Here is a 24,481-nt window from a genome sequence, read left to right on the forward strand (position 1 = left end):
GGGGTGAGGGTACCCGGCCGGGCATGAAGCCGTTGGATCACCTGGAGCATCTGGACAAGCACCTCGTCGACGAACTGGCACAGGTGGCGCGCGAGACCGTACGGGACGAACTGCGCGAGCAGACGCGCAAGCAGCGCCGCAAGGCCGCTCTGTACGCATCGTCCGGCGCGCTCGCCCTGTACGCGGGCGCGGCTCTCGCGCTCGCCGTGGGCCTGGCTCTCGCTCTCGTCCTGCCCGACTGGGCGGCCGCGCTGATCACCGCCGCGATCCTGGGAGCCCTGGCCTACGTGTTGCGCGGCATGGCCCGGCCGTCCCGGCCGGGAGCGGACCACGCGGCCGCCATGGCACCGGGCGGGGACAGCGCCCGTCAGACCGCGGCCGGGGTGGTCGGCGGCATGCCGTATCCGCCCGTGCCGCCGGCCCCGCCCGCCGGAGCGGACGCCCCCGGCCCCGTGCCCCCGCGGCCGTCGCAGGCCCCGGACGTCCCCCACCGCGGGGCGTGATGCCGGGTGCGCACAGCAGGACCCCCGCACCAGCGCGGCCGTGTGGTCGTGGTGACCGGAGCCAGCGGCGGGGTCGGACGGGCCACCGTCCGGGCCTTCGCCGCCCGCGGCGACAAGGTCGCCCTGCTCGCCCGCGGGCGTGAGGGACTCGCCGCGGCGGCGGACGAGGTGGAGCGCGCCGGGGGCGAGGCGCTCGTCGTCTCCATCGACGTCTCCGACGCCAAGGCCGTCGACGACGCCGCCCAGCAGGTCGTCGACGCGTACGGCCACATCGACGTCTGGGTCAACAACGCCTTCACCGGCGTGTTCGCGCCGTTCACGGAGGTCGGCCCGGACGAGTTCCGGCGCGTGACCGAAGTGACGTACCTGGGCTATGTGTTCGGCACCCGGGCAGCCCTGCGGCACATGCTTCCGCGCGACCGCGGCACCATCGTGCAGGTCGGCTCCGCGCTCGCCTACCGGGGCATTCCGCTGCAGTCGGCGTACTGCGGGGCCAAGCACGCGATCCAGGGATTCAACGAGTCGCTGCGCTGCGAACTGCTGCACGCGCGCAGCGGGGTACGGACGACGATGGTGCAACTGCCGGGCCTCAACACCCCGCAGTTCGACTGGGTGCTGAACCGGATGCCCGGGCGGGCGCGGCCCGTGGCGCCCGTGTACCAGCCGGAGGTCGCGGCCCGGGCGATCGTGCACGCGTCGTCGCACGCGCGGCGCCGGGAGTACTGGGTGGGCGGCTCCACGGCCGCCACGCTCCTCGCCAACGCCGTGATCCCCGGGCTGCTGGACCGCTACCTGGCCCGCACCAACGTCGACGCCCAGCAGGAGGAGGGCCGGCCCGAGGGTCCCGCGAACCTCTGGTCCCCGGCGGACGGCCCGCACGGTCGGGACTTCGGCGCGCACGGGCGCTTCGACGACGAGTCCACGGCCGGCGGCCCGCAGCAGTGGCTGTCGCGCAACCGCGGCCGCCTGGGCGCGGCCCTCACGGTGGGAGCGGGCGCCCTGGCGTTCCGCAAACTGGCCGGGCAGGCCCGCCGCTAGTTCGCTACGCGTCGGCTACGACTTCGGCGGTGTCTTCGTCTTCGGCGGAGTTTTCGGTGGTGTTCTCGGCGTCGTCGAGGAACCGGAGCAGCACGGCCGCCTCCGCCCGGAGCCGTTCGGCCCGGGCGGCATGCGCCGGCGCGGTCAACTGCGCGGCCACCTCCAGCCGTTCGGACGCCTCGGCGCGCACGATGCCCACCACTTCATGCTCACCGAGCTCGCGCCGGGCCGCCTCGGTGGCGCCGGCACCTACCGGAGAGGCTTCCAGGGCGCCGGCGCGGGGGACGGCCTCGACGGGTACCGCCTCGGCGTTGTCCAGCGCTGCCAGGGCGCCGCGCAGGGCACTCACCGCGGCCTTGTCCCGGGCCCGCATCGCTTCCGGCAGGGCGTCACGCATTCGACGTCGTACAGACATGCGGGCGACTCTAGGCGACCCGGTCCCCCTCCACTCCTGATTTCGGCGCGCTTGCCTTCGTCAGAGGGCCTGCTGGAGCTGGGGCAGCACCTTCGTGCGGTAGAAGTCGAAGAAGCCGCGCAGGTCCGGGCCGATCTGGTTCACGTAGACCCGGTCGAAGCCCGCGTCGGCGAACTGCTTCAGCTCCGACACGTGCTCGTCCAGGTCGTCGCCGCACACCCGGTTCCCGCGCACCATGTCCTCGGTGACGAGCTGCTGCGCCTGCTCGAAGTGCTTGGGGGAGGGCAGCACCTGGCCGAGCTCGCCCGGCAGCTGCTCGTTGGCCCAGAGCCGGTGGACGGTCCGTACGGCCTCGTCCTTGTCGGTGTCGTAGCAGACCTTGGTGCCGCCGCTGACGAGCTTTCCGCCGCCCCCGCCCTTGCGGTACTGCTCCACCATCGCCTCGTCCGGCGTCACGGTGATGTAACCGTCGCCGACCCGGGAGGCGAGCTGGGTCGCGGCGGGGCCGAAGCCGGAGATGTCGATCGGGACGGGCTCGTCCGGGACGGTGTACAGCCGGGCGTTCTCGACCGTGTAGTGCGGCCCGTGGTGGTTCACCTCCTCGCCGGTGAACAGCCGGCGCATCACCTGCACGGCCTCCTCCAGCATGTCCAGCCGGATGTGGGCCGGCGGCCAGTGGTCGCCCAGGATGTGCTCGTTGAGCGCCTCGCCGGAGCCGACGCCGAGCCGGAAGCGGTTGCCGGTCATCACCGCGCTGGTCGCCGCGGCCTGTGCCACCACCGCCGGGTGCATGCGCACGGTGGGGCAGGTGACCGCCGTCTCGATCGGCAGGGACACCGCCTCGGACAGCGCGCCGATCACCGACCACACGAACGGGCTCTGGCCCTGCTCGTCGTTCCACGGGTGGTAGTGGTCCGAGATCCACAGCGCCTGGAAACCGGCCTGCTCGGCCATCCGCGCCTGCTCGACCAGCTCGGCGGGTCCGTACTGCTCACACGAGAGGAAGTATCCGTACTCGGGCATGAGGGAGTGCCTCCGCGACGTCGGCGATCCGTGTCCCGCACCGGGTACCCGGGCGCGAGGCCGGAAACCGGCGGCGGGCGGGCGAGCGGGCCCGGCCGACGTTTGGGTGCCCCGGCCAGGGGGACGCGGAAGGCTCCCGAGCCATGCGACAGCGCCGGAGGCGAGCGACCGTGAGTCGACCCCGCATCCTGATCGTCGGTGCCGGCTTCGCCGGGTACCGCACCGCCCGCACCCTGTCCCGGCTCACCCGGGGCCGGGCCCACATCACCCTGCTGAACCCGACCGACTACTTCCTGTACCTGCCCCTGCTGCCGCAGGTCGCCGCCGGCATCCTGGAGCCGCGCCGGGTCACCGTTTCCCTCTCGGACTCGCTGCCGGACGTCCGGCTGGTGCTGGGCGAGGCCGACCGGATCGACCTCGACGACCGCACCCTGCACTACACCGGCCCCGAGGGTGAGGGCGGCACCCTCGCCTACGACCGGCTGGTGCTCGCCGCGGGCAGCGTCAACAAACTGCTGCCGATCCCGGGCGTCGCCGAGCACGCGCACGGCTTCCGCGGTCTTCCCGAGGCGCTGTACCTGCGCGACCACGTGACCCGGCAGGTGGAACTCGCGGCGTCCTCGGACGATCCCGGCACGTGCGCGGCGCGGTGCACCTTCGTCGTGGTCGGGGCGGGATACACCGGCACGGAGGTCGCGGCGCACGGGCAGATGTTCACCGACGCGCAGGTGCGCAAGCACCCGCTGCGGCGGGGGATGCGGCCGCGCTGGATGCTGCTGGACGTGGCGCCGAGGGTGCTGCCCGAGATGGACGAGAAGCTGTCCGCCGCCGCCGACCGGGTGCTGCGGCAGCGGGGCGTGGACGTGCGCATGGGGACCTCCGTGAAGGAGGCCACGCACGACGGGGTCCTGCTGACCGACGGCGAGTTCGTCGAGACCCGGACGCTGGTGTGGTGCGTGGGCGTGCGCCCCGACCCGCTGGTCGAGTCCCTCGGGCTGCCCATGGAGAAGGGGCGGCTGCTGGTCGACCCGCATCTGCGGGTGCCGGGCCGGCCGGAGCTGTTCGCCTGCGGGGACGTGGCCGCCGTACCCGACCTGGAGAACCCCGGGAGCTATACGCCGATGACCGCGCAGCACGCCTGGCGGCACGGCAAGGTCGCGGCGGAGAACGTCGCCGCGTCACTCGGTCTCGGCGGTGCGCGCACGCCCTACCGCCACCGCGATCTGGGCTTCGTCGTCGACCTGGGCGGGGCGAAGGCCGCCGCCAACCCGCTCGGCGTGACCCTGTCCGGCGTACCGGCCGGCGCGGTGACCCGGGGGTACCACCTCGCCGCGATGCCCGGCAACCGCGTCCGGGTCGCGGCCGACTGGCTGCTGGACGCCGTACTGCCGCGCCAGGCCGTGCAGTTGGGGCTCGTACGGTCCTGGTCGGTGCCGCTGGACACGTCGTCGCCCGAGGTGGCCCGGGTGCCGGGCGGGCCCGGGCGGCAGGACGCGAGCGCCCGGTCCGGGCCGGGTGCGGCGCTCGCGGCCGACACCGGCGACGGGGGCACCAGCGGCGGAGGGCCGGGCCGTGCCCGGCCCCACGATGAGCCCGCGAAGGGGCAGCCCGGATCCGGACCGACGCAGGTACGGCCCGGATCCGGGGCCGCGGAACCCCGCTCCGAGTGGGAAACGGCCAAGGGCCGCCCGACCACGGGCCGACCCGGCTCCGGGCCCGCGGAGCCGCGGTCGGAGGCGGAGACGGCGAAGGGCCGCCCGGCCACGGGACCCGGCGGCGAACCGGGCAGGAATCAGCCGGTGGGCGTTGAGCCTGTGCGGAACCAGTCCGGTAGTGAGCCCGCCAAGAACCAGTCCGGTAGTGAGCCCGCCGGAAATAGACCCGGTGGCGAACCGGCCAGGAAGCAGCCGGATGGAGAGCCAGAGCCGGCGCGGAACCAGCGGGGTGGCGAGCCTGCCAAGAACCAACCCGGTGGTGAGCCCGCGAAGAACCAACCCGGTGGTGAGCCCGCGAAGAATCAACCCGGTGGTGAGCCCGCGAAGAAGCAGCCCGCCTCCGCACCCCCGCCCGGCCGACCACCTCCTGGCCACCCCGCCCCCGGCCCTGTCAAACGAACCGACGTCACGGACGACGACTCCGCGAAAGGAGACTCATGAACACCGGTGAACTCACCGACCTCGGACAGCAGCTGCGGGTGGACAGTGTCCGCGCCGCCGCCGCGGCGGGCTCCGGACATCCGACGTCCTCGATGTCCGCGGCCGACCTGATGGCCGTCCTGCTCGCGCACCACCTCCGCTACGACTTCGACCGCCCCGCCCACCCCGGCAACGACCGCTTCGTCCTCTCCAAGGGCCACGCTTCCCCGCTGCTGTACTCCGCGTACAAGGCGGCCGGCGCCATCGACGACGAAGAGCTGCTCACCTTCCGCAAGCTGGGCAGCCGTCTCGAAGGGCACCCCACCCCGCAGCGCCTGCCGTGGGTCGAGACGGCCACCGGCTCGCTCGGGCAGGGCCTGCCCGTCGGGGTCGGCATCGCGCTGGCCGGCAAGCGGCTCGACCGCACCGGCTACCGCACCTGGGTGCTGTGCGGCGACAGCGAGCTGGCCGAGGGTTCCGTGTGGGAGGCCGCCGAGCACGCCGGGTACGAGCACCTGGACAACCTCACCGTGATCGTCGACGTCAACCGGCTCGGTCAGCGCGGCCCCACCCGGCACGGCCACGACCTGGACGCCTACGCCCGTCGTTTCCAGGCCTTCGACTGGCACACCATCGAGGTCGACGGCCACGACGTGGACGCCATCGACCGTGCCTACGGAGAGGCCGCCTCCACCAAGGGCCAGCCCACCGCGATCCTCGCCCGCACCCTCAAGGGCAAGGGCGTCGAGGGTGTCCAGGACCGCGAGGGCCTGCACGGCAAGCCGCTGCCGGAGGCCGAGGAGGCCATCACCGAACTCGGCGGCCCGCGCGACATCCGCGTCCGGGTGCAGGAGCCGCCCGCCGCGCGCATGCTGCACTCCGTCCACACCGGGACCTTCGAACTCCCCAAGTGGGACAAGGGCGAGGAGGTCGCCACCCGCAACGCCTTCGGGGAGGCGCTCGCCGCCCTCGGCACCGGCCGCGGCGACATCGTCGCCCTGGACGGCGAGGTCGGCGACTCCACCCGCGCCGAGTTCTTCGCCAAGGAGCACCCCGAGCGCTACTTCGAGTGCTACATCGCCGAGCAGCAGCTGGTCGCCTCGGCCGTCGGGCTCGCGTCGCGCGGCTGGGTGCCGTACGCCGCCACCTTCGCGGCCTTCCTCACCCGCGCCTACGACTTCATCAGGATGGCGTCCGTCAGCGGCTCCGGCATCAACCTCGTCGGCTCGCACGCGGGCGTCGCCATCGGCCAGGACGGGCCCAGCCAGATGGGCCTGGAGGACCTGGCGATGATGCGGGCGGTGCACGGCTCGACCGTGCTGTACCCGTGCGACGCCAACCAGACCGCCCGGCTCGTCGGCGCGATGGCCGGTCTGGAGGGCGTCCGCTACCTGCGCACCTCGCGCGGCGAGAGCCCGGTGATCTACGCCCCCGACGAGGAGTTCCCGGTCGGCGGCAGCAAGGTGCTGCGCTCCTCCGGCCGGGACCGGCTGACCCTCGTCGCGGCGGGCGTCACCGTGCACGAGGCGCTGGCCGCCGCCGAGGCCCTGGAGCAGGAGGGCATCGCGGTGCGGGTGATCGACCTGTACTCGGTGAAGCCCGTCGACCGGACCACCCTGCGCCGGGCCGCCGAGGAGACCGGCTGCCTGGTGACCGTGGAGGACCACCACCCCGAGGGCGGCATCGGGGACGCGGTCCTCGACGCCTTCACCGACGGACGCCCCGTACCGCGCCTGGTGCGACTCGGCGTGCGGAACATGCCGGGCTCGGCGTCCCCGGAGGAGCAGCTGCGCGCCTCGGGCATCGACGCGGAGTCCATCGCGGCGGCCGGGCGGCTGCTGGTGGAGGAGGCGGTCGTGCGGTGAGCGGCGGCGACGGCACGCGCAGGGTGCGGGCGGGCCGCCGCACGGTGGAGGTGCACCGGCCGGACAAGGTGCTCTTCCCCGGCGGCGGCGACGCCAAGGAGTACACCAAGGCCGACCTGGTGGACTACTACCGGGCCGTCGCGCCCTTCATGCTGCCGCACCTGCGCGGCCGGCCGCTGATGCTGGAGAGGCACCCCGACGGCATCGACGGCCCGACGTTCATGCAGAAGAACACCCCGGACCACTACCCCGACTGGATCGAGCGCGTCGACCTGGCCAAGGAGGGCGGCACCGTCCGCCATACCGTCTGTGACGACACCGCCACCCTCCTCTACCTGGCCGACCAGGCGAGCATCACCCTGCACCGCTGGCTGTCCCGCTCCGACCGGATCGACCACCCCGACCGGCTGGTCTTCGACCTCGACCCGGCGGGGGACGACTTCGAGGCCGTACGCGAGGCCGCCCGGCTGCTCCGGGAGCTGCTCGACGAGCTGGAGCTGCCCTCGGCGCTGATGACCACGGGCTCGCGCGGGCTCCATGTCATCGTGCCGCTGAACGGGCGGCACGACTTCGACGAGGTGCGCGCCTTCGCCCGGGACGTCGCCGACACCCTCGCCGACGCCCACCCCGACCGGCTCACCACCGCCGCCCGCAAGAAGGAACGCGGCGATCGGCTCTACCTCGACATCCAGCGCAACGCCTACGCCCAGACCGCCGTCGCGCCCTACACGGTCCGGCCCCGCCCGGGCGCGCCCGTGGCCACCCCCATCACCTGGGACCGGCTGGACGACCCGGAGCTGCACGCCCGCCGCTGGACCGTCGCCGACGCCGTCGAGCAGGCCCGCACCAACCCCTGGTCAGGCCTGCTGAGCCGCGGCCGGGCGCTGGGACCGGCCCGGCGGCGGCTGAACGCCCTGCGGGGCTGAGACCCCGCTGGCGATCTCCCAACGGGTGGCAGATGGATGGGTCCGAAGAGGTTTGGCGAACACTCTTGCGGCCACACGGAGGGGGAGGTGGCCATGTCGAACACAAAAAACACGCAAGAGTCACAGGATTCACAGGAGTCCCAGAACTCCCGGAACTCGAGCGGAACGAACGACAAGCGGACGGCCAAGAGCCGGCCGAGTCCGATGGAGGTGCTGCGTCAGGCGCGCGGCCAGCTCGCGGAGCTCACCGGCATGGAAGCCGAGTCCGTGTCGTCCTTCGAGCAGACGGAGGAGGGCTGGGCGCTGGAGGTCGAGGTCCTCGAACTCGAGCGCGTGCCCGACACGATGAGCCTGATGGCGAGCTACCAGGTGGAGCTCGACCCAGAGGGGCAGCTCACGGGTTACCGGCGCGTCCGCCGCTACGAACGCGGGCGGTCCGACGCGCGCAGGTCCGGCGGCCGCTAGGCCGCCCGACCGGACCCGCACCCACACACGAGGAGGAACACCCGGCATGACAGTCGTACCGGCACAGCAGTCCGGCGGTGGAGGCGGCAGCAGCGGTCTCTACGACGTGCTTGAGCTCGTCCTGGACAGGGGGCTCGTCATCGACGCATTCGTGCGCGTCTCCCTGGTCGGCATCGAGATCCTCAAGATCGACGTACGCGTCGTCGTCGCCAGCGTCGACACCTATCTGCGCTTCGCCGAGGCGTGCAACCGGCTCGACCTGGAGGCCGGGCCGCGCAAGGACCCGGGCCTGCCCGACCTCGTCGGGGAGATGACCGAGTCCGGCGCCCGCGGCAAGTCCAAGGGGGCCCTGTCCGGCGCCGCCGAGACCATTTCCGACGCCTTCAAGCAGTCGCGTGACGAGGGCTCCGAGCGCCAGGGCGAGTCCCGTCCGCGCACCCGCAAGAGCACGTCGTCCCGCCGTAAGGAGGAGCAGGAGTGAGCACTTACGTCTATGGCATCGCTGCGAGTTCGCACGCCGCCCTCCCCGAGGGCATGAGCGGTGTCGGCGACCCGCCCCGCCCGGTGCGCATCCTGCGCGAGGGTGACCTGGCGGCCGTCGTCAGCGAGGCGCCCGACGGTCTGCGGCCCAAGCGCAAGGAGCTGCTCGCCCACCAGAACGTGCTCAGCGAGGCCGGCGCGGCCGGCTGTGTGCTGCCCATGCGGTTCGGCAGCGTGGCCCCGGACGACAACTCCATCACCGCGGTGCTCGCCGAGCGCGCCGAGCACTACAAGGAGCGGCTGCAGGCCCTGGACAACCGGGTCGAGTACAACGTCAAGGCCAACCACGTCGAAGAGGCCGTCCTGCACCAGGTGATGGCCGAGAGCCCCGACATCCGTGGGCTCGCGGAGGCCAACCGGCAGGCGGGCGGCGGCAGTTACGACGACAAGATCCGGCTCGGCGAGCTGGTCGCGGCCGCGGTCAAGGCCAAGGAGGCCGACGACGGCGCCGCCGTGCAGCGCGCCCTTGCGCCGGCCGCCGACGACGTGAGCGCGGGTCCCGAGTCCACGGGCTGGCTGGCCAACGTCTCGTTCCTGGTGGAGAGGGACTCGGCCGAGTCCTTCCTGGCCGCGGTCGAGCAGCTCCGCCAGGACATGCCGCACCTGGAAGTACGGGTCAACGGACCGCTGCCGCCGTACAGCTTCGTCGAGCCCGGCCCGGCCGAGCCCGCGGGCACCGTGGCGAGCGGAACGGACACCGGAGCGGGGTGATGAGGTGGGCCTGATCTCTGAGGTGCTGCTGCTGCCGTTCGCACCGGTACGCGGCAGCGCCTGGGCCATCAAACAGGTGGTGCAGGAGGCCGAGCGGATCTACTACGACCCCGCCACGATCCGGGCCGAACTGGCCCGGCTCGAGGGGCAGATGGAGGCCGGAGAGATCACGGAGGAGGAGTTCGACCGTCTTGAGGACGAACTTCTCGACCGGTTGGAGATCGCTTCGCGCGGTAGCGCGGGAACGGGCAACGGGACAACACCATGAACCGAACGGGACTGGGTCTCGCCATAGGGGCCGGATACCTCCTGGGCCGTACCAAAAAGCTGAAGATGGCGGTGGCCGTCGGTGGCCTGGTCGCCGGGAAGAAGCTGAACCTGAGCCCGCGCATGATCGCGGATCTGGTCCAGGAACAGCTGCGGAACAACCCGCAGTTCAAGGAGATCGGCGACCAGCTTCGGCAGGATCTGCGCGGTGTCGGCAAGGCCGCTTCCGGTGCCATGGTCGAGCGGCAGATCGACGCCCTCGCCGACCGGCTGCACGGTCGTACCGCCAAGGTGCGCGACCAGCTCTCGGGAGTGGTGCCCGGCCAGGACGACGAGGCCGAGGACGCCGAGTACGAGGACGCCGAGGAGGAGCCCGACGAGGACGAGGAGCCCGAGGCCTCCGACGAGGGAGAGGAAGAGGAAGAGGAGGAAGAGGAAGAGGAGCCCGAGGCCTCCGCCGAGGAAGAGGAAGAGGAAGAGGAGGAAGAGGAAGAGGAGCCCGAGGCCTCCGCCGAGGAAGAGGAAGAAGAGGACGAGGACGAGGAGCCCGAGGCCTCCGACGAGGAAGAGGAAGAAGAGGAAGAGGAAGAGGAAGAGGAGCCCGAGGCGAAGAAAGCTCCCGCGAAGAAGGCTCCTGCCAAGAGGGCCCCCGCCAAGAAGGCGCCGGCGAAGAAGGCGGCGGCGAAGAAGGCCCCTGCCAAGAGGGCCCCCGCCAAGAAGGCGCCGGCGAAGAAGGCGGCGGCGAAGAAGGCCCCTGCCAAGAAGGCCCCTGCCAAGAAGGCGGCGGGCCGCAAGGCGCCGGCTAAGAAGACCACGCCCGCCAAGAAGGCGACCTCCGGAAGCCGGGGCGGCGGAGCCCGGTCCCGGCTGCAGAAGGGAGGCGGTGAGGGATGAGTGACACTCTCGGCTCGGCGAAGTCCGCCGCCAACGGAGGGACGAAGAACCCGCTCACAGACCTGGCTCACAGCGAGGCCGCCGACCGGTTGAAGGCCGAACTGCAGGAGTACCTCGCCGCTCAGGCCACGCGCATGCTGACCGGCGTGGGCAACAAGCTCGGCGAGACCACAGGAAAGCTGAACGACATCGCCGAGGGCAACAGCCCCGGCTTCGCCAAGCTCGCCCTCGAAGGCGGCCGCAAGATCGCCGAGGGCAAGGGGCCGCTGCGCTCCGCGCTGGAGATGGGCGGCTCGCGCATCAAGGACAAGGTCACGGGCGCCTTCAAGGGTCTGGGCGGCAAGGGCAAGGGCAAGGGCCGTTCCGGCAACAAGCCCACGGTCATCATCGAGCACATCGATGTCGGCGTACCGCTGCGCACGGCGTACGACCAGTGGACCCAGTACCAGGACTTCAGCACCTTCGCGAAGGGTGTCAAGGCTGCCAGCAAGGACGACGACACCAAATCCGACTGGCAGTTGAAGGTCTGGTGGTCCAACCGCAGCTGGAAGGCGACCACGACCGAGCAGGTCCCCGACGACCGCATCTCCTGGACCTCCGAAGGGGCCAAGGGCACCACGAAGGGCGTCGTCTCGTTCCACCGGCTCACCGACAACCTGACCCGCGTCCTGCTGGTCATCGAGTACTACCCCTCCGGCTTCTTCGAGAAGACGGGCAACATCTGGCGCGCCCAGGGCCGCCGGACCCGGCTCGACCTCAAGAACTTCGTCCGATTCATCACGATCAAGGGCGAGGCGGAGGACGGCTGGCGCGGCGAGATCCGCGACGGTGAGGTCGTCCGCAGTCACGAGGACGCTCTCGCCGAGGAGGAGTCCGAGGAGGAGTCCGAGGAGGAACGCCCCGACGGCGAGGAGGCCGAGGACGAGTACGACGAGGAGCCGGAGGAGGACGAAGAGCCCGAGGGCGAGTACGAGGACGAGGAGGAGCCCGAGGAGGAGGAAGAGCCCGAGGGTGAGTACGAGGACGACGAGTATGAGGACGAGGATGAGGAAGTCGAGGCAGGGAGCCGGCGATGACGACGCCCAGCAGGATGCCCGAACCCTACGGACAGGGAAGCGGTGCCAACCTCGCCGACATCCTTGAACGGGTCCTGGACAAGGGCATCGTCATCGCGGGCGACATCCGGATCAACCTGCTCGACATCGAACTCCTCACGATCAAACTGCGGTTGATCGTGGCGTCGGTCGACAAGGCCAAGGAGATGGGCATCGACTGGTGGGAGACCGACCCGGCCCTGAGCTCGCGGGCCCGCCGGGACGAACTGACCCGTGAGAACGCCGAGTTGCGCGAGAGGCTGGCCCGGCTGGAGGAACTGGAGCCCGGCCGCGCGGAGAAGAAGGAGGCCCCGTGACCGGACTGCGGTACGTCTACGCCGTCTGCCGCCCCTTCGGAACCCCGCTCCAGGCCCAGTTGACGGGTGTGGCGGGCGACCCGCCCAGGGCGCTGACTCACCACGGCCTGGTGGCCGTGGTGAGTCACGTGCCGGAGCGGGACTTCGCGGAGGAGCCGCTGCGGGCCCATCTGGAGGACCTGGACTGGCTCACCGAGACCGCCCGCGCCCACCAGGGCGTGATCGACGCGCTCACCACCGTCACCACGCCCCTGCCGCTGCGGCTCGGCACCGTCTTCCACGACGACAGCGGCGTACGGATGATGATGGAGGCCCGCGAAGAGGACTTCCAGAGCACCCTCGACCGGCTGGAGGGCCGCGTCGAGTGGGGTGTGAAGGTGTACGCCGAGTCCGAACCGCAGGAGAGCGCCCGGCCCGCACAGAAGCCCGCGTCGGGCCGCGACTACCTGCGGCAGCGGCGTATGCAGACCAGGTCCCACGAGGACATGTGGCAGAAGGCCGAGGCTTTCTCGACCCGACTGCACGAGGAGCTCTCCGCCTTCGCGGAGGATTCCCGGACGCATCCCCCGCAGAACCCCGCGCTTTCCAAGGCGACCGGGCGGAACGTACTGAATGCCGCCTATCTCGTTCCGCGTGCGAATTCCGAGGAATTCGTGGAACTGGTCGACCGCACGAAGGGCGAGGTGCCGGGAATGCGCATCGAACTCACCGGCCCCTGGGCGGCCTATTCGTTCGCCGGGGAGGCCACATGACCGTAGTGGAACGCCGCGAGGTCGCCCTCGTGGACCTGCTCGACCGGCTGCTCGCCGGCGGCGTCGTGATCACCGGGGACATCACCCTGCGCATCGCCGACGTCGACCTCGTCCGTATCGATCTCAACGCGCTGATCAGCTCGGTGAACGCCCAGGTGCCCTCACCGTTCGAGGAGCTGCTGTGACCACCCCCGACGATCATCCCCGGCCCCGCCGCAACCACATGGATCTGGAGCCCGACACCGTCGAGCGCGACCTGGTCAAACTCGTGCTGACGGTGGTGGAGCTGCTGCGCCAGCTCATGGAGCGCCAGGCGCTGCGCCGGTTCGACGTGGGGGACCTGAGCGAGGAGCAGGAGGAGCGGATCGGGCTCACGCTCATGCTGCTCGACGAGCGGATGACGGAACTGCGCGACCGCTACGGACTGCGGCCCGAGGACCTCAACCTGGACCTCGGGCCGCTCGGACCGCTGCTTCCGCGGGACTGACGCCCACGCGCGTCGCCCCGGGTCCTGGATCAGGACCCGGGGCGACGCGTGCATGGCGACGCGTTCATTTTCACCACCTGTACCAACGGCCCCTGCCGCCGCTTGCCGACGTGCCGCGGACGAAGAAGCCCACCAGCCACAGGACGAGAACCGCGAGTGCGATCCACCAGAGAATCTTCACTGCAAATCCGGCGCCGAACAGAATCAAAACCAGAAGCAGCACCAGCAGGATGGGAACCATAATCGAACCTCCTGCTTTCAGGGTGTCCCGGAAAACGCAATTCAGGCTTCCTTGCGGCAGAGGATTTCTCCGTGCAGCACGCTGAACCACCCGTCCTCCCGCGTGCCCCACTCCCGCCAGGCCTCGGCCACGCCCCGCAGCCCCGCCTCGTCGGCGTGCCCGCCCTCGACGGCCCGGTCCGCGTAGGCCGACGCCAGGGTGCGGTCGGCCCACAGCCCGCTCCACCAGGCCCGCTCCTGGGGCGTGGCGAAGGTCCAGGTGCCGGAGGTCGCCGTGATGTCGGTGAGGCCGGCCCGCAGTGCCCAGGCCTTCAGCCGGCGCCCGGCGTCCGGCTCGCCGCCGTTGGCCCGGGCCACCCGGCGGTAGAGGTCCAGCCAGACGTCGAGGCCCTCGGACGCGGGGTACCAGGTCATGGCCTCGTAGTCGGCGTCCCGTACGGCGATGAAGCCGCCCGGCCTGACGACGCGCTTCATCTCGCGCAGCGCCCGCACCGGGTCGCCCACGTGCTGGAGCACCTGGTGGGCGTGGACCACGCAGAACGTGTCGTCCGGGTAGTCCAGGGCGTGCACGTCGGCGACCGCGAAGTCGACGTTGGCCAGGCCCCGTCCGGCCGCCGTGGCACGCGCCTGCTCCAGGATCCCCGGCGCCCGGTCGACGCCGGTGACCCGCCCGTCGGGCACGAGTTCGGCCAGGTCGGCGGTGATCGTGCCGGGCCCGCAGCCGATGTCCAGGATCCGCATGTGGGGTTTGAGCGAAGGCAGCAGGTACGCGGCGGAGTTGGCGGCGGTGCGCCAGGTGTGCGAGCGCAGGACGGACTCGTGGTGCCCGTGGGTGTAGACGGCGGTCTCCCGGGGTTCCGGCATGGCGGATCCCACCCCTTCCGGTCGGGTCGGCGTGGGATCACCGTACGCAGAATCTCCGCATTGTGAGACCCAGATCCTGCCATGTGGACTGATGATGTGTCAGTGTTCCGCGGCCGTCGGCGGGCGTCATGCCCTGCGGGTACCCGGTGGGGATGGACACCCCGTCGCCGTTGGGGCAGGCTCGGGGCCGATCATCATCCGCACCAGGGGGAACCGAGGGATGAACGCGCACGTGACGGCGGTCAGCAGCAACGGGGAGTACTCGTTCACCAAGCCGAACCGGGACAGCATCACGCTGCTCGCCGGGCTCGGGGTGGAGGGGGACGTGCACGCCGGGGTGACGGTCAAGCACCGCTCACGCATGGCACAGGACCCCACCCGGCCGAACCTGCGACAGGTCCACCTCATGCACGAGGAGCTCTTCACCGAGGTCGGCGAGGACGGGTTCGAGGTGGCGCCCGGCGAACTCGGCGAGAACATCACCACCCGGGGCATCGACCTGCTCGCCCTGCCGACCGGCACACTGCTGCGCATCGGCGACAGCGCGGTCGTCGAGGTCACCGGGCTGCGCAACCCCTGCCGCCAGATCGACCTCTTCCAAAACGGGCTGCTGAAGCAGGTCGTCGGACGGGACGAGGCGGGGAACATCGTGCGCAAGGCCGGGATCATGAGCGTGGTGCGCGAGGGGGGCGTGGTCCGCCCCGGCGACACCATCCGGGCGGAGCTTCCCAGCGAGCCGCACCGGCCGCTGGAACAGGTCTGACCGGCACCCCCGTACCCGAAACCGGTTTGCTCCGGACCCCCGCGCCCCCACAGAATCGCGCCCATGGGACACCTCGAAGCCGCGCACCTGGAGTACTACCTGCCCGACGGAAGGGCGCTGCTGGGTGATGTCTCGTTCCGGGTGGGGGAGGGGGCCGTGGTGGCCCTCGTGGGACCCAACGGCGCCGGGAAGACCACCCTGCTGCGGATGCTCGCCGGTGAGCTCAAGCCGCACGGCGGGTCCGTGGTCGTCGGCGGCGGGCTCGGGGTCATGCGGCAGTTCGTGGGATCCGTACGCGACGAGACGACCGTGCGGGACCTGCTCGTGTCCGTCGCGACGCCCCGCATCCGCGAGGCCGCCAAGGCCGTCGACGAGGCCGAGCACGCCATCATGACCGTCGACGACGAGGCGGCCCAGCTGAAGTACGCGCAGGCCCTCGCCGACTGGGCCGAGGCCCGCGGGTACGAGGCCGAGACGCTGTGGGACATGTGCACCACGGCCGCGCTCGGGGTGCCGTACGACAAGGCGCAGTTCCGGGAGGTCCGCACCCTCTCCGGTGGCGAACAGAAGCGACTCGTCCTGGAGGCGCTGCTGCGCGGCACCGACGAGGTGCTGCTCCTCGACGAGCCCGACAACTACCTCGACGTCCCCGGCAAGCGGTGGCTCGAGGAACGGCTGAAGGAGACCCGCAAGACGGTTCTGTTCGTCTCCCACGACCGCGAACTCCTCGCCCGCGCCGCCGAGAAGATCATCTCTCTGGAGCCCGGGCCCGCGGGTGCCGACGCCTGGGTGCACGGCGGCGGCTTCGCCACCTTCCACGAGGCCCGGCGGGAGCGCTTCGCCCGCTTCGAGGAGCTGCGCAGGCGCTGGGACGAGAAGCACGCCCAGCTGAAGAAGTTGGTGCTGACGCTTCGTCAGGCCGCTGCGGTCAGCCATGAGATGGCCTCCCGCTACGCCGCCGCGCAGACGCGGCTGCGCAAGTTCGAGGAGGCCGGCCCGCCGCCTGAGCCGCCGCGCGAGCAGGACATCAGGATGCGGATCAAGGGCGGCCGCACCGGCGTCCGGGCCGTCACCTGCGCGAGCCTGGAACTCACCGGCCTGATGAAGCCTTTCGACCTGGAGGTCTTCTACGGCGAGCGCGTCGCCGTCCTCGGCTCCAACGGCTCAGGCAAGTCCCACTTCCTGCGCCTGCTCGCCGGGGACGACGTGGCGCACACGGGGGACTGGAAGCTGGGCGCGCGGGTCGTGCCCGGCCACTTCGCGCAGACGCACGCGCACCCGGAGCTGGAGGGCCGCACGCTCCTCGACATCCTGTGGAAGGAGCACGCGCAGGACCGCGGCGCCGCGATGTCCCGCCTGCGCCGCTACGAGCTGACCCAGCAGGCGGAGCAGACGTTCGAGCGTCTCTCCGGCGGCCAGCAGGCCCGTTTCCAGATCCTCCTGCTGGAGCTCCAGGGCGTGACGGCGCTGCTGCTGGACGAGCCCACCGACAACCTCGACCTGGAGTCCGCCGAGGCGCTCCAGGAGGGCCTGGAGGCCTTCGACGGCACGGTCCTCGCGGTCACCCACGACCGCTGGTTCGCCCGCTCCTTCGACCGCTTCCTGGTCTTCGGCAGCGACGGCCGGGTCCGGGAGACCCCGGACCCGGTCTGGGACGAACGACGGGTGGAACGGGCCCGCTAGGGGGACACCCCTGGGACGGGCCCGCCAGGGGACACCCCTGGGGCCGTTTCCGGTCACTTCCAGCGCAGCAGCGCCCCGAGGCCTCCCACCGGGACCTCCCGCTCGGCGACCGACAGCGCGGGCGCGTCCGTGGCCACCGCGGAGCGGATCAGCGCGTCGTCCGCCCGGGCCGGCCACGCGTGCTGCTCGCCCAGGACCTTCAGGTCCGAGCGGCGCACCGCGAGCTGGTCGGGATCCTCCCCGATCCACACCTCGCGGTGCGCGTCGGGCCCGTCCGTCCTGATCAGCAGCTCGTCGATGCGGTGCTCACGCGCCGCCTCGACCAGCGCGGGCACGCCCTCGGCGGCCCCGGCCCGGCCCTCGCCGTCCGGGGTGCGGGCGGCACGGAACCGCTCCAGCTCCGCCTCGGCCCGCCGCCCCACGTGCTCGTCCCGGGCCCGCTCCACGTCCTCGTCCAGCAGCCGGCTGCCGCTGCCGTGCGGCGCCTCGACCACCAGGTCGTGCAGCCGCTTGGGCAGCCGCTCGTGCACGGACCGCCGCTCCCGGTCGTCACCGACGAGAACCAGCAGGTCGGCCTTGGTCTCCTCCTGGCACACGGCGAGCGCGTCGGCGATCTCCGCGGCGTTGTGCTCCCAGGTGTTCTCCACCCGCAGCTGGAAATGCCGCTCGGACCAGTCCGCGGAGCTCGTCCGGTGCACCGGCCACCGCCGGCCGGTGACGCTCCCGGCACCCTCCCGGCCCAGCGCGCCGCGCAGCTCGAAGTCGGCGCCCTTGCGGTCGACGTACGCCACCACGCACACCGGGTCCTCCCCGGCCAGCTCCAGCAGCGGCGCGACCCGCGGCAGCGGCGCCCATTCGGCCCAGTCACCGCCCTGCGGGGGACGGACCAGCGGCGGGTCGAGAACGACCTCGCCGGCGCGTGCGAACAGGGCCCGGCCGTGCGGCTCGGAGGAGTGCCGCAGCTCCTCGATCGCGCTCTGCACGGCCCGGCACGTCGCCTCGTCCGCTCCCTGCGCGGCCAGCTCCCTGGCCATCGCCTGGGCCGTCAGCTCCCGCTCGTGGGGAGTGCCCTCCGTGTGCCGTGAGGTGTCGACGTACACGGAGGCCCAAGGCCCGGGGTGTTCGTACAGTGGGTGCAGAAAGGCGAGATCCATGGTTCCTCCCGGATGCCGCTCGGGGTAGTGCTCAGGTGCTCCGGGGGCGGGTACCCGGACCGTATGGACGAACACGAGGAGCGGGGCGACACGATGACCGGAGTGGACCCTGACCGGCTGGACGACCAGCAGCTCATGAAAGAGCTGGAGACCATCCACCGCACGCGCCACGACACGCTGCTCTACGGCTCGAACGACGCGCTGCGCGCCCACAACGAGCGCATGGCGCAGCTCGAGGGCGAGTACCTGCGCCGCAATCCGCGCCGCCCCGTGGCCGCGGGCCGCACACGCGAAGGGGCCCGGGAGCGGGGGAGCGGGGAGTAGGCGACTCCCACGGCCCCCGGCACCTGAGCCCCTGGAGGGACACGACCGGAACGGAACCGACGCGCCCCGTGGTCGGCGGGGGATGCCTTCAGGCGTCCTTCCGCACGAGGCCCCTCGCGCTCACGCGGCCTCTTGGGCGAAGACCTCCAGGAAGGTCTCGCAGAACGCCTTCAGATCGTCCGGCTTGCGGCTGGTGACCAGCTTGTTCGCCCCGTGGTCACAGACCTTGACCTGCTTGTCGACCCAGGTGCCGCCCGCGTTGCGGATGTCCGTCTGCAGGCTCGGCCAGGACGTGAGCTCCCGGCCGCGTACGACGTCCGCCTCGACCAGCGTCCACGGCGCGTGGCAGATCGCCGCCACGGGCCGACCGTGCTCGAAGAAGTCCCGGACGAACGCGACGGCCTTGTCGTCCATCCGCAGGAAGTCCGGGTTGGCGACGCCGCCCGGCAGCACGAGAGCACCGAACGAGTCCGGCGAGGTGTCGCCCACGACCTCGTCCACGGGGAACGTGTCCGCCTTGTCGAGGTGGTTGAAGGCCTGGATCTCGCCCGCTTGCGTCGACACCAGGACCGGCTCGTGACCCGCGTCCTTCGCGGCCTGCCACGGATCGGTCAGCTCGACCTGTTCGACGCCCTCGGGGGCGACCAGAAACGCGATACGCATGATGTTCAACGTCCTTTCCTGTTGCGCTTGTCCTTCTCGCGGCCCGCGCGCACCGCACGCACCGCGGCAGTTCCTCGCCGTACGGCAGCGGCACGCACGCCGGTGGGGCTGATCTGCCTGGCCTGGTCCGTGCTCACGCATCGCCCCGGTCGTCGGGCTCGGCCCGGCTGATGTCGGCGAGCGCGGACGCGGGGTCCTCGGCCTCGGCCACGTCGCCGAGGCTCACGATCCCCACCGGCAGGCCGTTCTCCACCACCGGCAGCCGGCGCACCGCGTGCTCGCGCATCAGCGTCACCGCAGTCGCCACCCGGTCGTCCGGCGTCACCGTCACGGGATTGCGGGTACACGCCGTCTGCGCGCTGACCGTCATCGGGTCGACGCCGTCGGCGACGGCCCGTACGGTGATGTCACGGTCGGTGAGCACGCCGATCACGTCCTGCCCCTCCGCCACCACCACGTCGCCGATGTTCTGCGTGCGCATCAGCAGCGCCGCTTCGACGAGCGAGGCGTCCGGGCGCACGGCGACCACACCCGCTGTCATCACGTCCTTGACGTACTCGGCCCTCACTGGCGCCTTCCCTCCGTTTCCCAGGCCGGTGGGGGCGTCGCGGCATCCCGCGACGCCCCCGACACGGCCTTACGCGTACTCCTCCGGCCCGGTCTCACGGGCCCGGATCAGGGCCTGGGCCAGTTCCTGGACATTGCCGAAGCGCTCCTGGCGCGGCAGGCCCTCCAGGGCCTCGACGAGGGCGTCGGGCGCCTGGTGGCCGCGCAGCTCGCGGGCCAGCTCGCGTGCGTTCGCGGGGAACACCCTGCGGCCCAGGATCCGGGCCAGCTCCAGGCGCACCGACTCCAGGGACGTCGGCGCACGGCTCGGCGTCACCGGCCCGTGGGCGACCTCGGGGTCGTCCTCGGCGGCCGGCTCCGGGTCGTGCCACTCCTCACTGCGCGTCGGGTGCCCTGACCTGAGCAGGCCCTGCAGTTCGTGCTTCATCTCGTCGTCCCGGTGGACGCTCAGCCGGTCGCTGCCTCGCTGCATGTCTCCCTCCAGACCTTCGGGGGCCCGCACCGCGTACCCGTACACCGGAGGGCGACACAGGTTCCACCGGCCCGATCGCCGCCGTCCGCACTGGTTTGCGCCATGCCCTGCGGGAGACCCGGATCGCACCCCCCACACCTCTCTGGGGAAGGACACGTCATGGCGATGCTCGCTGTGCTCATCCCGCTGCTCATGCTCGGAGTGGTGCTGGTGCTGGGCCGTTACGAGGACTTGCTGCTGCCGCAGGAGGACGCCGACCGGCGCGAACCGGCCGGCGTGCCCCCCGCGGCCGCGGCGGCTACTTCTTCTCCCGCCCCGGCAGGAACTCCTGCACCTTCGCCTTGAAGCCCCGCTTGACCATCGCTCCCCGGTCCGCGTCGCCCTTCAGGATCGACGCTGCGGTCGCCTCCATCTGGTCCCAGGTGGCGTGCGGTGGGATCGGCGGGACGGCCGGATCGGTCAGGAACTCCAGCACCGTGGGACCGTCCGCCTCCAGCGCGGCCCGCCAGGCCGCCTCCACGTCCTCCGGCTTCTCCACCCGGATGCCGGTCAGCCCCAGGGAACGGGCGAACGCGGCGTACTGCACGTCCGGAAGCTCCTGCGAGGGCAGGAACGACGGCGCGCCCCCCATGGCCCGCAGCTCCCACGTGACCTGATTCAGGTCGTGGTTGTTGAACACCGCGATCACCAGCCGCGGATCCGCCCACACGTGCCGGTACTTGGCCGCCGTGATCAGCTCCGCCATCCCGTTCATCTGCATCGCACCGTCCCCGACCAGCGCGATCGCCGGCCGGTCCGGGTGTGCGAACTTGGCGCCGATCGCATACGGCACCCCGCAGCCCATCGTCGCCAGCGTGCCGGAGAGTGAGCCGCGCATGCCCGGCTTCATCGTCAGGTGCCGGGCGTACCAGTTGGCCGTGGAGCCCGAGTCGCACGTGACGATCGCGTCGTCCGGCAGTACCGCGTCCAGCGCGCGGGTCACGTACTCCGGGTTGATCGGGTCGGCGTCCAGCCCGGCCCGGCGCTCCATGACGTCACGCCAGCGCGTCACGTTGTCGCACACCGTGTCGTACCACTCGCGCCCGCGCCCCTCCTCGATCAGCGGGAGCAGCCGCTCCAGCGTGGTCTTCGCGTCACCGACCAGGTTCACCTCGTACGGGTAGCGCATCCCGACCATGTGCGGATCGATGTCGATCTGTACGCCCCGCGCCGTGCCGAACTCCGGCAGGAACTGGCTGTACGGGAACGACGACCCGATGGTCAGCAGCGTGTCGCAGTCCCGCATCAGCTCGTACGACGGACGGGTGCCCAGCAGGCCGATCGAGCCGGTGACGTACGGCAGTTCGTCGCTGAGGACGTCCTTGCCGAGCAGCGCCTTGGCGACGCCCGCGCCGAGCAGTTCGGCGATCCGCTCCACCTCGGTGCGCGCCCCGGCCGCGCCCTGACCGACCAGGATCGCCACCTTGTCACCGGAGTTGAGGACCTCGGCGGCCCGCCGCACCGACTCGTCGGACGGCACGGCCGTCCACGCGCTGCGGTCCAGACTGGAGGGCACCATCTTGAACTCGTGTGTCGGCGGCGCGTAGTCGAGCTCCTGGACGTCGCCGGGGATGATGATCGCGGTCGGGCAGCGACGCGCGTACGCCGTGCGGATCGCCCGGTCCAGCACGTTCGGAAGCTGCTCCGGCACCGTCACCGTCTCCACGAACTCGGAGGCGACGTCCTTGTACAGCGTGTGCAGATCGACTTCCTGCTGGTAGGAGCCGCCCATCGCGGTGCGGTGCGTCTGGCCGACGATCGCCAGCACCGGCACATGGTCCAGCTTGGCGTCGTACAGGCCGTTCAGCAGATGGATCGCGCCCGGCCCCGACGTGGCGGCGCACACCCCGAGCCGGCCGCTGAACTTGGCGTAGCCGACCGCCTGGAACGCGGACATCTCCTCGTGCCGCGACTGCACGAAACGCGGCTCGTTCTCCGCCCTGCCCCACGCGGCGAGCAGGCCGTTGATGCCGTCGCCGGGATAGCCGAAGACCTGCTCCACTCCCCATTCACGCAGCCTCTGCAGGACATGGTCGGCGACCTTGGTGCTCATGTACGACCTCCCGGACGTAGGGGGACAGAGCCGGCAGTACGAGTCACCCTGCGCGACAGCGGAAAACCTCTCCGGGTTTGCGGGTGGGGGCCGGGGGCAGGCGCCCATGAGTGCTTCGGACAGGAGGCACGTCCGTGGGAGCGGCGAGCGAGCCGCACCGGCGCCCCTGTCCACAGTGATCGCGCTCCCACGGTGCCCGTCCAACCCGAAGCACTTTCAAGGGAATTGCGACGCATCATGCCGACTCGATCCAGCACGAAGAAGCACCCCCACGACGACGCCCCCGACACCGCCGAGGCCTTCCGCAGGATCGCCTCCATGCCCGCCGGCCCGGAGCGCGACGCACTCCGCGACGGGATCGTCGAGGCCTGGCTGCCCATGGCGGACCGCCTCGCCGGACGCTTCCGCAACCGGGGCGAGAACGCCGAGGATCTGCGCCAGGTCGCGGCCCTCGGCCTGGTCAAGGCCGTCGACCGGTACGACCCCGAGCTGGGCAACGCCTTCGAGAGCTACGCCGTACCGACCATCACCGGCGAGATCAAGCGGCACTTCCGCGACCACATGTGGACCCTGCACGTACCCCGCCGTGTCCAGGACCTGCGCAACCGCGTGCGCTCCGCCGGCCAGGACCTGTCCCAGACCGTCTCCGGCCGCCGGCCCACCGTGGCCGAGATCGCCGAGCACGCGAACCTGAGCGAGGAGGACGTGCGGGCCGGCCAGGAGGCACTGGAGAGCTTCACGGCGCTGTCCCTGGACGCGGAACTGTCCGGCAGCGAGGACGGCTACTCCCTGAGTGACGCGCTGGGGTCCTGCGACCCGGCGCTGGACACCGTCGTCGACCGCGAGGCCGTGAAGGCCCGGCTGGCGGCGCTGCCCGAGCGGGAGCGGGCGATCCTGTACATGCGGTTCTTCGGGGACATGACGCAGGGCCGGATCGCCGAGGAACTGGGGATCTCGCAGATGCACGTGTCCCGGCTGATCAGCCGGTGCTGCGGGCGGGTGCGGGAGCAGGTCATGCGGGACGTGGCCTGACGCACGTCCCTGGGCCTGCGCGACGTGGCCTGACGCACGTCCCCGGAGCGGCCTGCGCGACACGGCCCGACACACGGCCCCGGGTCTGCGGGGCGGCCCGACACGCGGCCCGGGTCTGGGGGCGCGGCCCGGAAACGGGGCCCCGGGACGTTCACCCGGTTGGAGGGCGCCGTCCCGCTAATGGGGTCCGGTCCCGCGCGGGCCCGTCGGCGGCGGGCTGTCATGGCAGAGGGGTATGACTACCGAAGGAGTCCCCTCGATGCGCCGCAGCCTGCACGCCCTGTCCGTCGCCGTCCTCGCCGGCTCAGCCCTGGTGGGCTTCGCACCGGTCGTGTCCGCCGAACCGGCCGCCGAGGTCGGTCCCGCCACCGTCCAGCCCGGCGGCACGCTCACCGTCTCGGTCAGCTGCGATCCGACCGGGGGACCGCCGCCCGATTCCATCGACGCCACCTCGGAGGCCTTCGACGAGGGCACGGTGGCGCTGCAACGGGTCACCGGCAACGACGACGAGGTGTCCGGCCCCGCCTACCGCGGCACGGCCGGCATCGCCTCCGCGGAGAACTTCGAGGGCGACCCGGACGCCCCGGGGGAGGACTCGGCATGGAGCGTCGAGGGCGACCCGGACGCCCCGGGGGAGGACTCGGCATGGAGCGTCGAGGGCGACGCGGACGCCCCGGGGGAGGACTCGGCATGGAGCGTCGAGGGCACCTGCCCGGCCGCTCCCGGCGGTGAGGGCGCGACCTGGAGCGCGACGTTCACCGTGGCCCACGGCTCCGGTTCCCACAAACCGTCGCACCAGCCCACCCACGAGCCCCCGTACGACCCCACGCACCCACCCACCCACAAGCCCTGCCCCGAGCCCTCGCTCCACCCCGAACCGCACCACACCGAGTGCGGCGGACCGCCGGTCGAGCGCGGAGTGCGGGCCGGTGACGGCGGTGCCTTCACCGACTCCGTGCCCGCCCTCGTCGCGGGCGGGGTGCTGATCGCGGGCGCGTTCGGTGCCGCCGCGCACCGGCTGCGCCACCGGGAGAGCGACCCCCACCGCTGACCCGCCGGGCCCGTTCCACCGCCCCGGAAGGGCCCGGCTTCCCCGGCCCGGCCCGCTCATGCTGTGACCGTCACAACCCGGCCGGGCGCCCATGGGGCGGCGGCTCCCTGGGTACTCAGTGCCCGAGGGCACGAGCCGTACCGT

At 71.8% G+C, this 24,481-nt stretch carries 30 protein-coding genes; 21 read left to right on the forward strand and 9 right to left on the reverse strand.

Translation table 11 applies throughout. The features are described from left to right. Window positions 1–23: 23 nt before the first annotated feature. Complete coding sequence (locus QOL88_RS32550) at window positions 24–503, forward strand: phage holin family protein (protein ID WP_097221826.1); 480 nt, start codon at window positions 24–26, stop codon at window positions 501–503. 6 nt (window positions 504–509) lie between these two features. Further along, the gene (locus tag QOL88_RS32555; RefSeq protein ID WP_097221827.1) at window positions 510–1,541 is read left to right on the forward strand and encodes an SDR family oxidoreductase; all 1,032 of its coding nucleotides are present in this window, start codon (window positions 510–512) and stop codon (window positions 1,539–1,541) included. A gap of 4 nt (window positions 1,542–1,545) precedes the next feature. On the opposite strand, the gene QOL88_RS32560 is transcribed toward QOL88_RS32555, so the two are convergent. Beyond that, window positions 1,546–1,914: a GatB/YqeY domain-containing protein gene (locus tag QOL88_RS32560; RefSeq protein WP_257028096.1), complete on the reverse strand. Its 369-nt coding sequence runs from the start codon at window positions 1,912–1,914 to the stop codon at window positions 1,546–1,548. Between the two features lie 102 nt (window positions 1,915–2,016). Then, window positions 2,017–2,979, reverse strand: coding sequence for an LLM class F420-dependent oxidoreductase (locus QOL88_RS32565; RefSeq protein ID WP_097221829.1), 963 nt, complete (start codon window positions 2,977–2,979; stop codon window positions 2,017–2,019). 143 nt (window positions 2,980–3,122) lie between these two features. On the opposite strand from QOL88_RS32565, the gene QOL88_RS32570 reads away from it, so the two are divergent. From QOL88_RS32570 to QOL88_RS32630, 13 genes are all read left to right on the forward strand, one after another. Continuing rightward, window positions 3,123–5,135 (forward strand): FAD-dependent oxidoreductase, encoded by a 2,013-nt coding sequence (locus QOL88_RS32570; RefSeq protein WP_306456196.1) that lies wholly within the window; start codon window positions 3,123–3,125, stop codon window positions 5,133–5,135. Beyond that, window positions 5,132–6,979 carry a transketolase gene (locus tag QOL88_RS32575; protein WP_097221831.1) on the forward strand — a complete coding sequence of 616 codons (1,848 nt, stop codon included), beginning with the start codon at window positions 5,132–5,134 and terminating at the stop codon, window positions 6,977–6,979. The genes QOL88_RS32570 and QOL88_RS32575 overlap by 4 nt, the downstream gene beginning before the upstream one ends. Continuing rightward, window positions 6,976–7,905 carry a non-homologous end-joining DNA ligase gene (ligD, locus tag QOL88_RS32580; RefSeq protein ID WP_097221832.1) on the forward strand — a complete coding sequence of 310 codons (930 nt, stop codon included), beginning with the start codon at window positions 6,976–6,978 and terminating at the stop codon, window positions 7,903–7,905. The genes QOL88_RS32575 and ligD overlap by 4 nt, the downstream gene beginning before the upstream one ends. Before the next feature lie 93 nt (window positions 7,906–7,998). Continuing rightward, a complete protein-coding gene (locus tag QOL88_RS32585; RefSeq protein ID WP_097223279.1) occupies window positions 7,999–8,370 on the forward strand; it encodes a gas vesicle protein GvpO in 372 nt (123 codons plus the stop codon). A 46-nt stretch (window positions 8,371–8,416) separates the two neighbouring features. Beyond that, window positions 8,417–8,851 carry a gas vesicle structural protein GvpA gene (locus tag QOL88_RS32590; RefSeq protein ID WP_097221833.1) on the forward strand — a complete coding sequence of 145 codons (435 nt, stop codon included), beginning with the start codon at window positions 8,417–8,419 and terminating at the stop codon, window positions 8,849–8,851. Further along, complete coding sequence (locus QOL88_RS32595; RefSeq protein ID WP_097221834.1) at window positions 8,848–9,621, forward strand: GvpL/GvpF family gas vesicle protein; 774 nt, start codon at window positions 8,848–8,850, stop codon at window positions 9,619–9,621. Before QOL88_RS32590 ends, QOL88_RS32595 begins: the two co-directional genes overlap by 4 nt. 4 nt (window positions 9,622–9,625) lie before the next feature. After that, on the forward strand, window positions 9,626–9,889 hold the full coding sequence (locus tag QOL88_RS32600; RefSeq protein ID WP_097221835.1) for a gas vesicle protein GvpG: 264 nt from the start codon (window positions 9,626–9,628) through the stop codon (window positions 9,887–9,889). Further along, on the forward strand, window positions 9,886–10,782 hold the full coding sequence (locus QOL88_RS32605) for a histone H1-like repetitive region-containing protein (RefSeq protein WP_107426747.1): 897 nt from the start codon (window positions 9,886–9,888) through the stop codon (window positions 10,780–10,782). The genes QOL88_RS32600 and QOL88_RS32605 overlap by 4 nt, the downstream gene beginning before the upstream one ends. Then, window positions 10,779–11,858, forward strand: coding sequence for an SRPBCC family protein (locus QOL88_RS32610; RefSeq protein ID WP_097221836.1), 1,080 nt, complete (start codon window positions 10,779–10,781; stop codon window positions 11,856–11,858). The genes QOL88_RS32605 and QOL88_RS32610 overlap by 4 nt, the downstream gene beginning before the upstream one ends. After that, the gene (locus tag QOL88_RS32615; protein WP_031108661.1) at window positions 11,855–12,193 is read left to right on the forward strand and encodes a gas vesicle protein; all 339 of its coding nucleotides are present in this window, start codon (window positions 11,855–11,857) and stop codon (window positions 12,191–12,193) included. The genes QOL88_RS32610 and QOL88_RS32615 overlap by 4 nt, the downstream gene beginning before the upstream one ends. After that, window positions 12,190–12,945, forward strand: coding sequence for a GvpL/GvpF family gas vesicle protein (locus QOL88_RS32620; protein ID WP_097221837.1), 756 nt, complete (start codon window positions 12,190–12,192; stop codon window positions 12,943–12,945). The genes QOL88_RS32615 and QOL88_RS32620 overlap by 4 nt, the downstream gene beginning before the upstream one ends. Then, window positions 12,942–13,130 carry a gas vesicle protein gene (locus QOL88_RS32625; RefSeq protein ID WP_003994122.1) on the forward strand — a complete coding sequence of 63 codons (189 nt, stop codon included), beginning with the start codon at window positions 12,942–12,944 and terminating at the stop codon, window positions 13,128–13,130. The genes QOL88_RS32620 and QOL88_RS32625 overlap by 4 nt, the downstream gene beginning before the upstream one ends. 38 nt (window positions 13,131–13,168) lie before the next feature. Continuing rightward, window positions 13,169–13,432 carry a gas vesicle protein K gene (locus QOL88_RS32630; RefSeq protein ID WP_030843810.1) on the forward strand — a complete coding sequence of 88 codons (264 nt, stop codon included), beginning with the start codon at window positions 13,169–13,171 and terminating at the stop codon, window positions 13,430–13,432. Between the two features lie 70 nt (window positions 13,433–13,502). Here the strand turns inward: QOL88_RS32630 and QOL88_RS32635 are convergent, their stop codons facing one another. Continuing rightward, a complete protein-coding gene (locus QOL88_RS32635) occupies window positions 13,503–13,673 on the reverse strand; it encodes a hydrophobic protein (RefSeq protein WP_097221838.1) in 171 nt (56 codons plus the stop codon). Window positions 13,674–13,714: 41 nt separating this feature from the next. Further along, window positions 13,715–14,536 (reverse strand): methyltransferase domain-containing protein, encoded by an 822-nt coding sequence (locus QOL88_RS32640; protein WP_097221839.1) that lies wholly within the window; start codon window positions 14,534–14,536, stop codon window positions 13,715–13,717. A 220-nt stretch (window positions 14,537–14,756) separates the two neighbouring features. On the opposite strand from QOL88_RS32640, the gene QOL88_RS32645 reads away from it, so the two are divergent. Both QOL88_RS32645 and QOL88_RS32650 read left to right on the forward strand, forming a co-directional pair. Next, a complete protein-coding gene (locus QOL88_RS32645) occupies window positions 14,757–15,299 on the forward strand; it encodes an MOSC domain-containing protein (protein WP_097221840.1) in 543 nt (180 codons plus the stop codon). 63 nt (window positions 15,300–15,362) lie between these two features. Further along, entirely contained in the window at window positions 15,363–16,982 is a 1,620-nt protein-coding gene (locus tag QOL88_RS32650; RefSeq protein ID WP_097221841.1) for an ATP-binding cassette domain-containing protein, read from the forward strand. A gap of 53 nt (window positions 16,983–17,035) precedes the next feature. Here the strand turns inward: QOL88_RS32650 and QOL88_RS32655 are convergent, their stop codons facing one another. Further along, complete coding sequence (locus QOL88_RS32655) at window positions 17,036–18,136, reverse strand: baeRF2 domain-containing protein (protein WP_097221842.1); 1,101 nt, start codon at window positions 18,134–18,136, stop codon at window positions 17,036–17,038. A 63-nt stretch (window positions 18,137–18,199) separates the two neighbouring features. Here QOL88_RS32655 and QOL88_RS32660 point away from each other — a divergent pair, with 63 nt between their 5' ends. Then, a complete protein-coding gene (locus tag QOL88_RS32660) occupies window positions 18,200–18,460 on the forward strand; it encodes a DUF6158 family protein (protein WP_097221843.1) in 261 nt (86 codons plus the stop codon). A 120-nt stretch (window positions 18,461–18,580) separates the two neighbouring features. Here QOL88_RS32660 and QOL88_RS32665 read toward each other — a convergent pair whose 3' ends face one another. The 3 genes from QOL88_RS32665 to QOL88_RS32675 form a co-directional block, all read right to left on the reverse strand. Further along, window positions 18,581–19,123 carry a type 1 glutamine amidotransferase domain-containing protein gene (locus QOL88_RS32665; protein WP_097223280.1) on the reverse strand — a complete coding sequence of 181 codons (543 nt, stop codon included), beginning with the start codon at window positions 19,121–19,123 and terminating at the stop codon, window positions 18,581–18,583. 133 nt (window positions 19,124–19,256) lie between these two features. Next, window positions 19,257–19,664, reverse strand: a complete 408-nt coding sequence (locus QOL88_RS32670; RefSeq protein ID WP_097223281.1) for a CBS domain-containing protein — start codon at window positions 19,662–19,664, stop codon at window positions 19,257–19,259. A gap of 96 nt (window positions 19,665–19,760) precedes the next feature. Next, window positions 19,761–20,162, reverse strand: coding sequence for a DUF2795 domain-containing protein (locus QOL88_RS32675; RefSeq protein ID WP_097223282.1), 402 nt, complete (start codon window positions 20,160–20,162; stop codon window positions 19,761–19,763). Between the two features lie 159 nt (window positions 20,163–20,321). Here QOL88_RS32675 and QOL88_RS32680 point away from each other — a divergent pair, with 159 nt between their 5' ends. Further along, on the forward strand, window positions 20,322–20,507 hold the full coding sequence (locus QOL88_RS32680) for a hypothetical protein (protein WP_097221844.1): 186 nt from the start codon (window positions 20,322–20,324) through the stop codon (window positions 20,505–20,507). Here QOL88_RS32680 and QOL88_RS32685 read toward each other — a convergent pair. After that, the gene (locus tag QOL88_RS32685) at window positions 20,461–22,254 is read right to left on the reverse strand and encodes a thiamine pyrophosphate-requiring protein (protein ID WP_097221845.1); all 1,794 of its coding nucleotides are present in this window, start codon (window positions 22,252–22,254) and stop codon (window positions 20,461–20,463) included. The genes QOL88_RS32680 and QOL88_RS32685 overlap by 47 nt on opposite strands. Before the next feature lie 237 nt (window positions 22,255–22,491). Between QOL88_RS32685 and QOL88_RS32690 the strand changes: the two genes are divergently transcribed. Further along, window positions 22,492–23,286 carry an RNA polymerase sigma factor SigF gene (locus tag QOL88_RS32690; RefSeq protein ID WP_097221846.1) on the forward strand — a complete coding sequence of 265 codons (795 nt, stop codon included), beginning with the start codon at window positions 22,492–22,494 and terminating at the stop codon, window positions 23,284–23,286. A 259-nt stretch (window positions 23,287–23,545) separates the two neighbouring features. Continuing rightward, a complete protein-coding gene (locus QOL88_RS32695) occupies window positions 23,546–24,337 on the forward strand; it encodes a hypothetical protein (RefSeq protein ID WP_097221847.1) in 792 nt (263 codons plus the stop codon). Window positions 24,338–24,481: the final 144 nt, after the last annotated feature.

It is taken from the genome of Streptomyces sp. Ag82_O1-12 (assembly GCF_900182715.1).
Taxonomy (GTDB): domain Bacteria; phylum Actinomycetota; class Actinomycetes; order Streptomycetales; family Streptomycetaceae; genus Streptomyces; species Streptomyces massasporeus.